The 15,300-nt window shown below is 68.6% G+C and carries 12 protein-coding genes; 7 read left to right on the top strand and 5 right to left on the bottom strand.

Annotation, left to right across the window (positions count from 1 at the left end):
• The first annotated feature begins 7 nt into the window (after positions 1 to 7).
• Positions 8 to 1,537 carry an acetyl-CoA acetyltransferase gene (locus A5745_RS20065; protein ID WP_076118382.1) on the top strand — a complete coding sequence of 510 codons (1,530 nt, stop codon included), beginning with the start codon at positions 8 to 10 and terminating at the stop codon, positions 1,535 to 1,537.
• Between the two features lie 99 nt (positions 1,538 to 1,636).
• On the opposite strand, the gene A5745_RS20070 is transcribed toward A5745_RS20065, so the two are convergent.
• A complete protein-coding gene (locus tag A5745_RS20070) occupies positions 1,637 to 2,485 on the bottom strand; it encodes an LLM class F420-dependent oxidoreductase (RefSeq protein ID WP_076118384.1) in 849 nt (282 codons plus the stop codon).
• A gap of 245 nt (positions 2,486 to 2,730) precedes the next feature.
• Here A5745_RS20070 and A5745_RS20075 point away from each other — a divergent pair, with 245 nt between their 5' ends.
• The 6 genes from A5745_RS20075 to A5745_RS20100 all read left to right on the top strand — a co-directional run bounded on the left by A5745_RS20075 (position 2,731) and on the right by A5745_RS20100 (position 10,649).
• The gene (locus A5745_RS20075) at positions 2,731 to 3,600 is read left to right on the top strand and encodes a DUF5336 domain-containing protein (RefSeq protein WP_076057601.1); all 870 of its coding nucleotides are present in this window, start codon (positions 2,731 to 2,733) and stop codon (positions 3,598 to 3,600) included.
• Between the two features lie 48 nt (positions 3,601 to 3,648).
• The gene (locus A5745_RS20080) at positions 3,649 to 4,968 is read left to right on the top strand and encodes a DUF6350 family protein (protein WP_076118386.1); all 1,320 of its coding nucleotides are present in this window, start codon (positions 3,649 to 3,651) and stop codon (positions 4,966 to 4,968) included.
• Positions 4,969 to 5,037: 69 nt separating this feature from the next.
• Complete coding sequence (purN, locus tag A5745_RS20085; protein ID WP_076057599.1) at positions 5,038 to 5,667, top strand: phosphoribosylglycinamide formyltransferase; 630 nt, start codon at positions 5,038 to 5,040, stop codon at positions 5,665 to 5,667.
• Complete coding sequence (gene purH, locus A5745_RS20090; protein ID WP_076118387.1) at positions 5,664 to 7,244, top strand: bifunctional phosphoribosylaminoimidazolecarboxamide formyltransferase/IMP cyclohydrolase; 1,581 nt, start codon at positions 5,664 to 5,666, stop codon at positions 7,242 to 7,244. Before purN ends, purH begins: the two co-directional genes overlap by 4 nt.
• A gap of 44 nt (positions 7,245 to 7,288) precedes the next feature.
• Positions 7,289 to 8,671 carry a sigma 54-interacting transcriptional regulator gene (locus tag A5745_RS20095; RefSeq protein ID WP_076057597.1) on the top strand — a complete coding sequence of 461 codons (1,383 nt, stop codon included), beginning with the start codon at positions 7,289 to 7,291 and terminating at the stop codon, positions 8,669 to 8,671.
• Positions 8,664 to 10,649 carry a VWA domain-containing protein gene (locus tag A5745_RS20100; protein WP_076118389.1) on the top strand — a complete coding sequence of 662 codons (1,986 nt, stop codon included), beginning with the start codon at positions 8,664 to 8,666 and terminating at the stop codon, positions 10,647 to 10,649. The genes A5745_RS20095 and A5745_RS20100 overlap by 8 nt, the downstream gene beginning before the upstream one ends.
• Positions 10,650 to 10,664: 15 nt before the next feature.
• Here A5745_RS20100 and A5745_RS20105 read toward each other — a convergent pair whose 3' ends face one another.
• The 4 genes from A5745_RS20105 to A5745_RS20120 all read right to left on the bottom strand — a co-directional run bounded on the left by A5745_RS20105 (position 10,665) and on the right by A5745_RS20120 (position 15,298).
• Positions 10,665 to 11,267 (bottom strand): DUF1707 domain-containing protein, encoded by a 603-nt coding sequence (locus tag A5745_RS20105; protein WP_170874387.1) that lies wholly within the window; start codon positions 11,265 to 11,267, stop codon positions 10,665 to 10,667.
• A gap of 112 nt (positions 11,268 to 11,379) precedes the next feature.
• Positions 11,380 to 12,150, bottom strand: coding sequence for an enoyl-CoA hydratase family protein (locus A5745_RS20110; RefSeq protein ID WP_076118391.1), 771 nt, complete (start codon positions 12,148 to 12,150; stop codon positions 11,380 to 11,382).
• Entirely contained in the window at positions 12,150 to 13,316 is a 1,167-nt protein-coding gene (locus tag A5745_RS20115; protein WP_076118393.1) for an acyl-CoA dehydrogenase family protein, read from the bottom strand. Before A5745_RS20115 ends, A5745_RS20110 begins: the two co-directional genes overlap by 1 nt.
• Complete coding sequence (locus A5745_RS20120; RefSeq protein ID WP_076118395.1) at positions 13,313 to 15,298, bottom strand: biotin carboxylase N-terminal domain-containing protein; 1,986 nt, start codon at positions 15,296 to 15,298, stop codon at positions 13,313 to 13,315. Before A5745_RS20120 ends, A5745_RS20115 begins: the two co-directional genes overlap by 4 nt.
• Between the last annotated feature and the right edge of the window lie 2 nt (positions 15,299 to 15,300).

The following is a 15,300-nucleotide window of genomic DNA, read 5'->3' on the forward strand; positions in this document are numbered from 1 at the left end:
TTCGCACGTGACACTGGATCCGCGTACGCCCGTCGTCGTCGGAGTCGGGCAGTCGGCGGAACGCATCGACGACGCCTACTACCGCGCGATGTCGGGCGTGGAATTGGCCGCCGCGGCGGCGCGCGCCGCGCTGGACGACTGCGGCGCCGATGTCGCCAAGGTTGCGGCGACGATCGACACCGTCGCCGGCGTAAGGCAATTCGAGATTTCCGGGCCGGCCCAACCGGTGCTGGGCAAGTCGAACAACTATCCGCGCTCGGTGGCCAACCGGATCGGTGCGGACCCCGCCCGCGCCATCCTCGAGGTTGTGGGGGGTCAGGGCCCGCAGCACCTGATCACCGAGCTGGCCGGCGAGATCGCTTGTGGTCGTTCGGAAGTCGCGCTGATCTTTGGCTCCGATGCCACTTCGACCACGCGCTACTTCGCCGGGGCCGACAACCGCCCGGACTTCTCCGAGACCGTCGACGGTTCACTCGAAGACCGGGGCTACGGCCTGGACCGACTCGTCACGCGCTACACGGTGATCCATGGCCTGGTCGACGCGCCGACGCAGTATGCGTTGCTGGAGAATGCCCGTCGCGCCGAAACCGGGCTGGGCCCAACGGAATACCTGCGTCGGATGGGCGAGCTGTTCGCGCCGTTCACCAAGGTCGCCGCGGGCAATCCGTTTGCCGCCGCGCCGGTGGAACGGACCGTCGACGAGCTGATCACCGTGACCGAGAGCAACCGGATGATCTCGGATCCGTACCCGCGGTTGCTGGTCGCTCGCGATCAGGTCAACCAGGGTGCGGCCGCACTGGTGATGTCGGTCGAGTCCGCGCGGCGGCTGGGAGTGCCGGAGGAGAACTGGGTTTACCTGCACGGCCACGCCGACCTGGAGGAACAGCCGCTGCTGGAACGCCCGGACCTGGGGCATGCGCCGTCGGCCGTCATGGCGGTGCGCGAGGCGCTGGACGTGGCCGGCATCGGTCTCGACGACGTCGCCACCTTCGACCTGTACAGCTGCTTTCCGGTTCCGGTGTTCAACGTTTGCGACGGCATGGGCCTCGCGCCCGACGATCCACGCGGACTGACTCTGACAGGTGGGCTGCCGTTTTTCGGCGGTGCCGGCAACAATTATTCGATGCACGGTGTCGCCGAGACGGTGGCCCGAATGCGAAGCGCGCCAGGGCAATTCGGCCTCGTCGGCGCCAACGGCGGCATCTTGAGCAAGTACTCGGTCGGCGTCTACTCCACCACCCCGACGGAATGGAAGCCGGATCGCAGCGCCGCGCTGCAGGCGCAGATCGGCAGCTCGCCGACGGTGGCGGTGACCGAGGCGGCCGACGGCGCCGCCACCATCGAGACCTACACCGTGCGGCGCGATTCCGGTCGGCTGACCGGAATCATCGTCGGGCGGCTGGACGCCGACGGCACCCGATTCCTGTCGACCACCGAGGACGCCGAATTGATCGCGCTGCTGACCGACGGCGACCCGCTGGGGAGTCCGGTTCGGGTGCGCTCCTTCGACTACGGCAACCGCTGCACGCCCGGCTGACCTCTTCCCAACGAGCAGTCCCCCGCAAGCGGGAGGTACCCCCAGCAGAATCGCATTCCCCGACGAGGCTTGGTGCGATTCTGCGTCTGCTCGCGGTTTCTAGACGAGGGCGGCGAGCTTGCCGGCCAATCGCTCGACGTAGGCGGCGATTTCGTCGTCGGGCCGGTCCGGGAGGCCGAACAGCACCTCGGTCACCCCGAGCTCGGCCCAGTGGGCCAGCTTCTCGGGCACCGGCTTGAAGTCCAGCGCGACGATCTGTGGGGCGCCGTCGCGGCCGGCGGCCGCCCAGGTGTCCTGCAAAAGCTTCACCGGCTCGTCGATGTCGAAGTCGCGCGGGGTGGTGATCCATCCGTCGGCGCTACGAGCGATCCACTTGAAGTTCTTCTCGTTGCCAGCGGCGCCCACCAGCACCGGAATGTGGGACTGCACCGGCTTGGGCCAGGCCCAGCTGGGACCGAACTTGACGAATTCTCCGTCGTACGCGGCTTCCTCTTCCGTCCACAGGGAGCGCATCGCTTCGATGTATTCGCGCAGCATGGTGCGGCGACGCCCGGGTGGCACGTTGTGGTCGGCGAGTTCGTCGGTGTTCCAGCCGAAACCGACGCCGAGGCTGACCCGGCCGCCGGACAGATGGTCCAGGGTGGCGATGCTTTTCGCCAGCGTGATCGGGTCGTGTTCGACGGGCAGCGCCACCGCCGTGGACAACCGCACCCGCGAGGTGACCGCGCACGCCGCGCCCAAGCTGACCCATGGGTCTAGCGTGCGCATGTACCGATCGTCCGGCAGCGACGCGTCACCGGTCGTCGGGTGCGCCGCCTCGCGCTTGATGGGGATATGGGTGTGTTCTGGCACGTAGAACGTCTGAAAGCCATGGTCGTCGGCGAGCTTGGCGGCCGCCGCCGGAGTGATGCCACGGTCGCTGGTAAAAAGCACAAGGCCGTAATCCATGCACAGAATTAGAACGTGTTCTACCTACCGTGGGCAAGCGGCGGTGAATCGGCGCTGCTCGCGCCGACGGCCGGTGGCATCGGCACCGGCACCGGAATGTGCGCTAGCGTGGTTGATCGATCGCGTCGCACCGCAAGCGCAGCAAGTCCCGGCGACTATGGATCCGCGCGCGCGAGCACAGCGTCGCACTGCAACGGTGGCGTGGCGCCGCTGAAGCAAAGGCACTGCAAGCAACAGGAGGAGCCATGACCTACTCGCCCGGTAGTCCCGGATACCCACCTACGCAACCCGGGGGCTCCTACCCAGGCGCCACACCGTCGTTCGCCAAGGACGAAACCGGTGAAAGCAACCTTCCGCTTTACCTGAACATCGCGGTGGTGGTGCTCGGCCTGGGGGTGTACCTGCTGAACTTCGGGCCGACCTTCACGCTCGGCGCCGACCTCGGGCCGGGCGCCGGCGGACGCGCCGGTGACGCGGGCACCGCGGTCCTCGTCGCCGTGCTGGCCGCGTTGCTCGCCGGGCTGAGCCTGCTGCCCAAGGCAAAGAGCTACGCGGGCGTCGTCGCTGTAATCGCTTCACTGGGCGCACTACTCGCGATCTCGGAGACGATCAACACGCCGGCCGGTTTCGCGATCGGCTGGGCGATGTGGCCCCTGGTGGCATGCAGCGTCTTCCAGGCGATCGCGGCCGTCGTGGTCATCCTTTTGGATGCGGGTGTCATCACCCCGCCGGCCCCACGGCCCAAATACGACCCCTACGCGCAGTACGGCCAGTACGGGCAATACGGGTACGGCGCTCAGCAGCCCGGCGGGTACTACGGTCAGCAGGGCGCCCAGCAGCACGTTGCGCCGCAGTCGCACAACCCGCAGGCTTCCCCCTATGGATCGCAGTACGGCGGTTATCAGCCGAGCCAGGCTCCGACCCAGAGCGCGGTCCCGACCAACCCGCCGAGCGGCGGATTCGGCGCCCAGCCGCAGGGGTCGTCCACCCCGCCCACCGGCTTCCCGAGCTTCAGCCCGCCACCCGGCGCGCCGAACCAGGCAGGCGACCAGCAGCCTTCCGGCCAGGGCCAGGAGCAGTCGCCCTCATCACCGGCTGGACCGGCGCCGAGCTAACCGCGCGCCTACGCGCCTAGTCGGGCACGTTCGCCAAGAGTGACAGGAGTGGAGGACAACCGGGCGGCGGGCGCTCGTCAAGCGCGTGACCTCGTCAGGGTCGCGTTCGGCCCGGCCGTGGTGGCGTTGGTCATCATCGCCGCGGTCGTGCTGCTGCAGCTGCTGATCGCCAACAGCGACATGACCGGAGCGCTGGGCGCCATCGCCAGCATGTGGCTCGGTGTGCACCAGGTGCCGATCTCCATCGGCGGCCGCGAACTGGGCGTCATGCCGCTGCTGCCGGTCATATTGATGGTGTGGGCCACCGCGCGCAGCACCGCGCGGGCCACCGCCCCGTCCTCGTCGTGGCTCGTCGTCCGCTGGGTTGTCGCGTCGGCGCTGGGCGGGCCGTTGCTGATGGCGGCGATCGCGCTGGCGGTGATTCACGACGCGTCGTCGGTGATCACGGAGTTGCAGACACCAAGCGCCCTGCGCGCTTTCGCCAGCGTGCTGGTGGTGCACACCATCGGTGCCGCGATCGGTGTGTCGTCCCGGGTGGGCCGACGGGCGCTGAGCGCTTCTCCGCTGCCCAACTGGTTGGCGGATTCGGCGCGTGCCGCGGCGGCGGGCGTGTTGGCGTTGGTCGGGCTGTCCGGCATGGTGACGGCCGGGTCGCTGGTCGTGCACTGGGCGACGATGCAAGAGCTCTACGGGATCACCGATTCGATCTGGGGTCAGTTCAATCTCACCGTGTTGTCGGTGTTGTACGCACCCAACGTCATCGTCGGCACCGCGGCGGTCGCGGTCGGTTCCAGCGCGCATCTTGGCTTCGCGACGTTCAGTTCGTTCACGGTGTTCGGCGGCGACATCCCCGCGCTGCCGGTGCTGGCCGCCGCACCCACGCCGCCCCTCGGGCCGGTCTGGGTCGCGCTGCTCATCATCGGCGCGGCGTCGGGGGTAGCGGTCGGGCAACAATGCGCGCGGCGTCCGCTCCCACCGGTTCCGGCGATGGCCAAGCTGCTGGTCGCGTCCGTCGCCGGGGCGCTGGCCATGTCCTTGGTCGCGTACGGCGGGAGCGGACGGCTGGGCAACTTCGGCGATGTCGGCGTAGACCAGGGAGCCCTGGTCGTCGGCGTGTTTTTCTGGTTCGCGGTCGTCGGCGGGGTCACGGTGGTGATGGCCGGGGGGATCCGGCGTCGGCCGAGGCGGCCCAGGCGACCCGAACCCGTCCCCGCGGCCGATGAACCCGCGGACTTCGCCGGCGCTTTCGCCGAGTCGGGAGTCGACGAGCCGGAAGTCGCCGAGTCGGACGTCGACGAGCCGGAAGCCGCGCAGCCGGACGCCGATGAGCCGCTCCCGCCGCCCGCCGAGGGCAACCGCGAAGAGTAGGCGCCCCTCCTCGAATGTGACGGTGGCGTCACGCTCGGCGGCTGGTTCGAAGACAGTAGGCTCGCCGGTGTGCAGCAACCGCTCCACGTGCCCCCGAGCGCACCGGCTCGGCTCGTGGTGCTCGCATCGGGGACCGGTTCGCTACTGAACTCGCTACTCGCCGCCGCGGTCGGCGACTATCCGGCTCGGGTGGTCGCCGTCGGTGCCGATCGCGACTGCCTGGCGCTGGAGATCGCTCAGGCGGCGTCCGTGCCCACCTTCACCGTCCGGCTCGGCGATCACTCAGACCGCGACGCCTGGGACGCCGCCATCACCGAGGCCGCCGCGGCGCACGCGCCGGATTTGATCGTGTCCGCCGGATTCATGAAACTACTTGGACCACAGTTTCTTTCGCGGTACCTCGGTCGCATACTCAATACCCATCCGGCGCTGCTGCCGGCGTTTCCCGGGGCGCACGCGGTGCCCGAAGCGCTGGCCTATGGCGTACGGGTCACAGGCTGTACGGTGCACCTGGTGGACGCCGGCACCGACACCGGGCCGATATTGGCGCAGCAATCAGTTCCGGTGCTGGACGGCGACACCGAAGAGACACTGCACGAACGCATCAAGGTCACCGAACGGCAGCTGCTGGTGGATGTGGTGGCCGCGATCGCGACGCGCGGCGTGACCTGGATCGGACGAAAGGCGACCCTGGGATGAGCACAGCAAGCACCGATGAGTCAAGAAGGCCGATTCGCCGCGCGCTGATCAGCGTCTACGACAAGACCGGGTTGGCCGACCTGGCCCGGGGGCTGAGTGCGGCGGGCGTCGAAATCGTCTCGACCGGATCAACGGCCAAAACCATTGCCGGCGAAGGTATTCCGGTCACACCCGTCGAGGAACTGACCGGCTTCCCGGAGGTGCTCGACGGCCGGGTCAAGACGCTGCACCCGCGGGTGCACGCCGGCCTGCTGGCCGACTTGCGCAAACCCGAACACGCCGCGGCGCTCGAGCAGCTGGGGATCGCGGCCTTCGAACTGGTGGTCGTCAACCTGTACCCGTTCAGCCAGACCGTCGACTCCGGTGCCGGCATCGATGAATGCGTCGAGCAGATCGACATCGGCGGGCCGTCGATGGTCCGGGCGGCCGCGAAAAACCATCCCAGCGTGGCCGTCGTCACCGACCCACTCGGATACGACGGGGTGCTCGCCGCGGTGCGGAACGGCGGATTCAGCCTTGCCGAGCGTAAAAAGCTGGCGTCGCTGGCGTTTCAGCACACCGCGGAGTACGACATCGCCGTCGCGAGCTGGATGGAGTCGACGCTGGCGCCCGAACATCCACCGACGGCGTTTCCCGAATGGTTCGCTCGCGGCTGGCGCCGTTCGGCGATGCTGCGCTACGGCGAGAACCCCCACCAACAGGCCGCGCTCTACAGCGACCCCGGCGCCTGGCCGGGCCTGGCGCAGGCGGAGCAGCTGCACGGAAAAGAGATGTCCTACAACAACTTCACCGACGCCGACGCGGCGTGGCGGGCGGCCTTCGACCACGAACAGACGTGTGTGGCAATCATCAAGCACGCCAACCCATGTGGGATCGCCATCTCGTCGGTGTCGGTCGCGGATGCGCATCGCAAGGCGCACGAGTGCGATCCGCTGAGCGCCTTCGGGGGAGTCATCGCGTCGAACTCCGAAGTCAGCGTCGAGATGGCGGAATACGTGAGCACCATCTTCACCGAGGTGATCGTCGCGCCCGCGTACGCGCCGGGCGCCCTGGACGTGCTGACACGGAAGAAGAACATTCGGGTGCTGGTGGCCTCCGAGCCGCTGACCGGGGGGACCGAGCTGCGGCCCGTCAGCGGGGGGCTGCTGATGCAGCAGCGCGACGAGCTGGATGCACACGGTGACAATCCCGCGAACTGGACTTTGGCGACCGGCTCACCGGCCGGCCCGGAGACGTTGACCGACTTGGTCTTTGCGTGGCGCACCTGCCGCGCGGTCAAGTCGAACGCGATCGTGATCGCGGCGGACGGCGCCACCATCGGCGTCGGGATGGGTCAAGTAAACCGCGTCGACGCCGCGCGGCTGGCCGTTGCCCGCGGCGGCGACCGGGTCCGGGGCGCGGTCGCGGCGTCCGACGCCTTCTTTCCGTTCCCCGACGGACTCGAGACGCTGGCCGCCGCCGGGGTCAAGGCGATAGTGCATCCGGGGGGATCGGTGCGCGACGACGAGGTGACCGAGGCCGCCGCCAAGGCCGGCGTCACCGTGTACCTCACCGGCGCCCGGCACTTCGCTCACTGAACGCCCGCACTGTGATGCGGGTGGCCAACGCGTAGCTTGGAGAGGTGGCATCACCGAATAACCTGCCCCGCACGGTCGGCGAACTGCGCGCAAGCGGCCATCGTGAACGCGGAGTCAAGCAGGAAATCCGAGAGAACCTGCTGACCGCGTTGGCCGAGGGCGATGAGGTCTGGCCAGGCATCCTGGGTTTCGACGACACCGTCTTGCCGCAGGTGGAGCGGGCGCTGATCGCCGGCCACGACTTCGTCCTGCTGGGCGAACGCGGCCAGGGCAAGACCCGGTTGTTGCGGGCGCTGGCCGGGCTGCTCGACGAGTGGACACCGGTGATCGGCGGTGCCGAATTGGGTGAGCATCCCTACACGCCGATCACACCCGAGTCGATCCGGCGGGCCGCCACGCTCGGCGACGACCTGCCGGTGGCCTGGAAGCACCGCAGCGAACGCTATACCGAGAAGCTCGCTACGCCCGACACCAGCGTGGCCGACCTGGTCGGTGACATCGACCCGATCAAGGTGGCCGAGGGCCGCAGCCTCGGCGACCCGGAGACCATCGCCTACGGGCTGATCCCGCGGGCCCACCGCGGCATCGTGGCGGTCAACGAACTGCCCGATCTCGCCGAGCGCATCCAGGTGTCGATGCTCAACGTCATGGAGGAGCGCGACATCCAGGTCCGCGGCTACACGCTGCGCCTGCCGCTGGACGTGTTGGTGGTGGCCAGTGCGAACCCCGAGGACTACACCAACCGAGGCCGCATCATCACGCCGCTCAAGGACCGCTTCGGCGCGGAGATCCGGACGCATTACCCGCTGGAGCTCGAGGCCGAGGTGGGCGTGATCACCCAGGAGGCACACCTGAGCGCGCAGGTCCCCGACTACCTGGTCCAGGTGATGGCCCGGTTCGCCCGCTACCTGCGCGAGTCCAGTTCGGTCGACCAGCGCTCGGGGGTGTCGGCGCGGTTCGCGATCGCCGCTGCCGAGACCGTCGCGGCCGCCGCGCGGCATCGCGGGGCGGTGCTGGGGGAGACCGATCCCGTGGCCCGCGTGGTCGACCTCGGCACAGTGATCGACGTGCTGCGCGGCAAGCTGGAATTCGAGTCCGGCGAGGAAGGTCGCGAACAGGCGGTGCTCGAACACCTGTTGCGCCGCGCGACCGCCGATACCGCGTCGCGGGTCCTCGGCGGCATCGACGTCGGCTCGCTGGTGGCCGCGGTCGAGGCCGGTTCGGCGGTGACGACGGGTGAGCGGGTGTCGGCCAAGGACGTGCTGGCGGCGGTGCCGGGGCTGCCGGTGGTCGACAAGATCGCGAAAAAGCTGGGCGCCGAATCCGAAGGCGAGCGTGCCGCGGCACTGGAACTCGCGCTGGAGGCGCTGTACTTGGCCAAGCGGATCGACAAGGTGTCCGGGGAGGGCCAAACCGTTTATGGCTAAAGGGCACTCGTCGCGCTACTCGGCGTACACCGGCGGGCCCGACCCGCTGGCCCCGCCGGTGGATCTGCGCGAGGCGCTCGAGCAGATCGGGCAGGATGTCATGGCCGGCACATCGCCGCGCCGCGCGCTGTCCGAGCTGCTTCGCCGCGGCACCAAGAACATGCCCGGCGCCGACCGGCTCGCGGCCGAGGCCAACCGCAGACGACGGGACCTGTTGCGCCGCAACAACTTGGACGGCACGCTGCAGGAGATCAAAAAGCTGCTCGACGAGGCCGTGCTAGCCGAACGCAAGGAGCTGGCCCGCGCCCTCGACGACGACGCCCGCTTCGGCGAACTGCAGCTGGACTCGCTGCCGGCCTCGCCGGCCAAAGCTGTTCAGGAGCTTTCCGACTACAACTGGCGCAGCGCCGAGGCGCGCGAAAAGTACGAGCAGATCAAGGATTTGCTCGGCCGCGAGATGCTGGACCAGCGCTTCGCGGGTATGAAACAGGCGCTGGAGGGCGCCACCGAAGAGGATCGCCAGCGCGTCAGCGAGATGCTGGATGACCTCAACGAGCTGCTGGACAAGCACGCCCGCGGTGAGGACACGCAACAGGACTTCCAAGACTTCATGGGCAAGCACGGCGAATTCTTCCCGGAGAACCCGCGCAATGTCGAGGAGCTGCTGGACTCGCTGGCCAAGCGCGCCGCCGCCGCGCAGCGTTTCCGCAACAGCCTGAGCCCCGAGCAGCGGGCCGAACTGGATGCCTTGGCGCAGCAGGCATTTGGTTCACCGTCGTTGATGAACGCGCTGAATCGGCTCGACGCGCACCTGCAGGCCGCTCGGCCGGGGGAGGACTGGACCGGCTCCGAGCAGTTCTCCGGTGACAACCCGTTCGGCATGGGTGAGGGGACTCAGGCGCTGTCCGACATCGCCGAGCTGGAGCAGCTGGCCGAGCAGCTTTCGCAGAGCTATCCGGGCGCCACGATGGACGACGTCGATCTCGACGCGCTGGCCCGTCAGCTTGGCGACGACGCCGCCGTCGACGCCCGAACGCTCGCCGAACTGGAACGCGCGCTGGTGAACCAGGGTTTCCTGGATCGTGGTTCCGATGGCCAGTGGCGGCTTTCCCCGAAGGCCATGCGCAGGCTCGGCGAGACGGCGTTACGCGATGTGGCGCAACAGCTTTCCGGTCGGCATGGTGAGCGTGATCATCGTCGGGCGGGGGCCGCCGGCGAGCTGACCGGCGCCACCCGGCCCTGGCAATTCGGTGACACCGAGCCGTGGAACATCTCGCGCACGCTGACCAATGCGGTGCTGCGGCAGGCGGGAACCGCGACGCTGGAGGACGGGGCCGGACCGATCCGGATAACCGTCGACGACGTGGAGGTCTCCGAGACCGAAACGCGCACCCAGGCGGCGGTGGCGCTGTTGGTGGACACTTCGTTTTCGATGGTGATGGAGAACCGCTGGCTGCCGATGAAGCAGACGGCGCTCGCGCTCAATCATCTGGTATGCACGCGGTTTCGGTCGGATGCGTTGCAGATCATCGCGTTTGGCCGGTACGCCCGGACGGTGACCGCGGCGGAGCTGACCGGCCTGGAAGGCGTCTACGAGCAGGGCACCAACCTGCATCACGCACTCGCGCTGGCCGGGCGTCACCTGCGCCGGCACCCCAACGCGCAGCCCGTCGTGCTGGTGGTGACCGACGGCGAGCCGACCGCGCATCTGGAGGACTTCGACGGTGACGGGTCTTCCGCGGTGTTTTTCGACTATCCGCCGCATCCGCGGACCATTGCGCACACCGTGCGCGGGTTCGACGAGATGGCCCGGCTCGGCGCGCAAGTCACAATCTTCCGGCTGGGCAGCGACCCCGGCCTGGCCCGGTTTATCGACCAGGTCGCGCGGCGCGTGGAGGGACGTGTCGTGATGCCCGATCTCGACGGGCTGGGCGCCGCGGTGGTGGGCGACTACCTGCGATCCCGGCGCCGTCGCTAAGGGCGGCTGTCGTGACTACCCGCGGGACCGGCGGGCCTTACGCCTAATGCCGACGCCGCCCCAGAACGACCAGCCGCGAATCTTGACCTTCGGCGCTCCCGGCGTGCCCTGGCCCAGGACGGCGCGGTCGAAGCCACCCATCACGCCGCGTCCGTGGATTTCGACGTTGACTTCGGGGGGCAGCAGGAAGTTCTGCACGCCCATGATCGAGATCGCGTGAATGTCGACCTCGGTGGAGGTGAAGTCGGCGTAACGCAAGTCCACGACCCCGCTGCCCCAGAGGGTGAAGGTGGTCAGCTTCTTCGGGACATTCCATCGGCCGCGACGCTCGAATCCGCTCATCAACGCCAGCAGCAGGGTGGAGGGCGCCGGATTGAGCTTGCTGCCCCGGCGCGGGATCATCGTCGAACCCGGCAGGTCGGCCCGCAGCTGGTCCAGCTCCTCATACGTGGTCGCGGCGTATGCCTTGGTCAGGCGGTCTTCGTAGTCCTTGAGCTGCAGGCGGCCCTGTTCGGCGGCGTAAGCGAGCAACTGCGCGATCTGGATGCGATCGGTGTCGCCCGCCCGCGACGATTGGTCGCGTGTGTCGTTTGCTTCGGGCTGCGCTGGGTTGCTCATCATCCACGAGCGTACGACGTAGAAGTTTTGCTGCAAGTGGGTTGGCTAAACTGCAACCTTCCTCCCAGGCCGCGCTCGATCGTCAGGCCCGTTCCCCCATCCCCGCTGGTAGTTAGACGTTTGCCCAACGAGGCGGACGTTTCTGCAGGAACGCGAGCATGCCTTCCCGCGCTTCGTCCGAGACGAACAGCCGCGCCGACTCCTCGCAGAGCCGCTCAGCGTCGCGATCGAACCCTTCCAGCACGGCGGCCGTCGTCAACGCCTTCGATGCCGCGAGGCCCTGTGGAGAGCCGCGGCTCACGTCGGCGACCAAGTTCGCTACCGCGGCGTCCACGTCCTCGGCCGCCATCGTGATCAACCCGATCTCCGCGGCCGCGGCGGCGTCGAACGTCTCGCCGGTGAGGTAGTAGCGGGCGGCGGCTCTCGAAGACATCTTCGGCAGCAGCGTCAGCGAGATGATCGCCGGCGCCACCCCGATGCGCGCCTCGGTCAGCGCGAAGGTACTGCGCGGACCCGTCACCGCGATGTCGCACGCGCCGACGAGCCCGAACCCGCCGGCCCGGACGTGCCCGTTGATCGCGGCGATCACCGGCAGCGGCGATTCGACGATGGCGCGCATCAGCGCGGTCATTTCGCGGGCCCGGCCCACGGCCAACTCGAACGGATCCCCGTCGCCGGCCTCGCTCAGGTCTGCCCCGGCGCAGAAGGTGCCACCGGTGTGGCCCAGCACGACCACCCGCACTTGCGGGTCCGCGGCAGCGTCGCGGAATCCCCGATGCAGTTGATCGACCAGAGCCGTCGACAGCGCGTTGCGGTTGTGCGGCGAGTTCAGCGTCAGCCGGGCGACGTGCCCGTCGACCGAATATTCGACGACGGCATCCATCAGTACGACCGAGGCAGGCCCAGCGATGTCTGCGCGACGAAGTTCAACACCATCTCGCGACTGATCGGGGCGATTCGGCCCAGCCGGGCGGATGTCAGCATCGCGGCGACGCCGTATTCCTGCGTCAGCCCGTTGCCGCCCATCGACTGCACCGCCTGGTCGACCGAGCGCGTAGCCGCCTCGGCCGCAGCGTATTTGGCCATATTGGCGGCCTCGGCCGCGCCCATGTCGTCGCCGCTGTCGTAGAGCGTCGCCGCCTTCTGCATCATCAGCTTGGCGAGCTGGACCTCAATGTGGCACTGCGCCAACGGATGTGACAGCCCCTGGTGCGCACCGATCGGGGTGGACCAGACCTGCCTGGTCTTGACGTAGTCGACGGCCCTCTCCAGCGCGAACCGCCCCATGCCCACCGAGCTGGCCGCGCCCATGATCCGCTCGGGGTTCAGGCCCGCGAAAAGCTGTGCGATAGCGGCGTCCTCGGCCCCGACGAGCGCATCCGACGGCAGCCGGACGTCGTCGAGGAAGACCTGGAACTGCCGTTCGGGGCTGATCAGCTCCATGTCGATGGGGGTATAGGTGAAGCCGGCAGCATCCGTGGGCAGCACGAACAGCGCCGGGCGCAGCTTGCCGGTTTTGGCCTCCTCGGTGCGAGCCACCACCAGCACCGCCTGCGCCTGGTCGATGCCGGAGATGAAGACCTTCTGGCCCTTGAGAATCCAGTCGCTACCGTCGCGACGGGCGGTGGTGATGATCTTGTGCGAGTTGGATCCGGCATCCGGTTCGGTGATGGCGAAGGCCATCGTCAACGAGCCGTCCGCGATGGCGGGAATCCAGCGCTTCTTCTGCTCCTCGGTACCGAACTTGCTGATGATCGTGCCGTTGATGGCCGGCGACACCACCATCAGCAGCAGTGCGCTCCCCGCGGCGGCCATCTCCTCCATCACCAGCGACAGCTCGTACATACCGGCGCCGCCACCGCCGTACGCCTCAGGCAGGTTCACCCCGAGAAAGCCGAGTTTGCCTGCCTCGGACCATAACTCGTCGGTGTGCTCGTGAGCGCGCGCCTTCTTCAGGTAGTACTCGGCGCCGTAGCCAGACGCCCACGCGGCCACCGACTTGCGCAGCGCCTGGCGCTCCTCGCTCTCGATGAAGCTGGTATCGGTCATTTCGGATCTCCTTCTTGGAACGGCGCCTCGACTCGCGCGAGGACTGCGCCGACTTCGACTTGCTGACCGGCCGTGACGTCGAGCTGGGTGAGCACGCCGTCGGTCGGTGCGGTGATGGTGTGCTCCATCTTCATCGCCTCCAGCCAGATCAGCGGCTGACCCGCGGTGACGGCCTCGCCGACCGCGGCACCGAGGCGGATGACGTTGCCGGGCATGGGCGCCACCAGGGATCCCTGCTCGACGGCCGAACCGGGTTCGGGGAACCGTGGCAGCGCGATTAAGTGAACGGGCCCGCGCGCGGAATCGACGTGGATGTCGTGGCCGTAGCGCGCAACCGCGAAACTGCAGGCGACACCCGCGGCGTCGGATAGCACGACTTCATCTTGCGTCGCCGACACCAACCCCACGGACTCGTCTCCCGCGAGCACCAATCCGGTTCTGGTGAACCGGTATTCGACCCGGTGCTCGGTGTCAGCGTCGTCGCGGTAGCTCTTGACCTGGAAGCCGGAGGCCAGATTGCGCCAGCCGCTCGGGACCGCGGCGAACACGTCGGCCGTCGCGCGATTGTGTGCGGCGTCGGCGAGCGCGGCGGCGATCGCGGACAACCGGACCGTCGCGTCGTCGGCCAGCGGGGCGGACAGCGCGGCCAGGCCGTGCGTGTCGAAAAACGCCGTATCGGTGGCGCCGTCGAGAAAAGCCGGGTGGCGAAGCACGTTTACCAGCAGCTCGCGATTGGTCCGCAGGCCGTGCAGGCGGGTGCGGGCCAGCGCATCGGCAAGCACCAACGCGGACTGTCGGCGCGTCGGCGCATAGGAGATGACTTTGGCCAGCATCGGGTCGTAGTAGATCGACACCGTCGAGCCGGCGACGATGCCGGAGTCCAGCCGGATCCCGGTCTGTCGTCGCAGCGAGCCGAACTCGGCTGCGACCGAGGGCACGTCGATGGTGTGCACCAGCCCGGCCTGCGGCTGCCAGCCGTGCGCGGGATCCTCGGCGTAGAGCCGGGCCTCGATCGAATACCCTTTGCCGGCCGGGGGTTCGGCATCGAGGCGGTCGCCGTCGGCCACCGCGAGCTGCAGCTCGACCAGATCGAGCCCGGTGGTCTCTTCGGTGACCGGGTGCTCGACCTGCAGCCGGGTGTTCATCTCCAGGAAGTAGAACTCGCCCTCGTCGTCGGCGAGGAACTCCACCGTCCCGGCGCCCGTGTAACCGATGGCGCCGGCCGCCAGCCGGGCCGCGTCGAACAGCTTGGCGCGCATCCCCGGTGTGCGCTCGACCAACGGCGACGGCGCCTCCTCGATGATCTTTTGGTGGCGGCGCTGGATCGAGCACTCCCGTTCCCCGACGGCCCACACGGTGCCGTGGGTGTCGGCGATGACTTGAACCTCCACGTGGTGTCCGGTGGGCAGGTAGCGCTCGCAGAAGACGGTGGGGTCGCCGAACGCGGATTGCGCCTCACGCTGCGCCGCGGCGACTTCGCCTGGCAGCGACGATAATTCGCGAACCACGCGCATGCCGCGACCGCCGCCACCCGCGGACGCCTTGACCAGCACCGGCAGCTGGTCCTCGGTGACGGTGTCGGGGTCGAGTTCGTCGAGCACCGGGACGCCGGCGGCGGCCATCAGCTTCTTGGCCTCGATCTTGGAGCCCATCGCGCGCACCGCGTCCACCGGCGGCCCGACCCACGTCAGGCCGGCCTCTTGCACCGCGGCCGCGAATTCGGCGTTCTCGGAAAGGAATCCGTACCCCGGGTGTACGGCGTCGGCGCCGGCGGCGCGGGCCGCGGCGATGATCGCTTCGGCGTTGAGGTAGTCATTGGTCTTGGACAGCCGTACCCGCGCGTCGGCCTCGGCGACGTGCGGGGCGGCGGCGTCGGGATCGGTGTAGACGGCGACGGTGCCCAGGCCGAGGCGCCGGCAGGTGGCGAAGACCCGCCGGGCGATCTCGCCGCGGTTGGCAACCAGGACTCGAGTGATTCCCATGA

The sequence above is a fragment of the Mycobacterium sp. IS-2888 genome (assembly GCF_001954215.1).
Taxonomy (GTDB): domain Bacteria; phylum Actinomycetota; class Actinomycetes; order Mycobacteriales; family Mycobacteriaceae; genus Mycobacterium.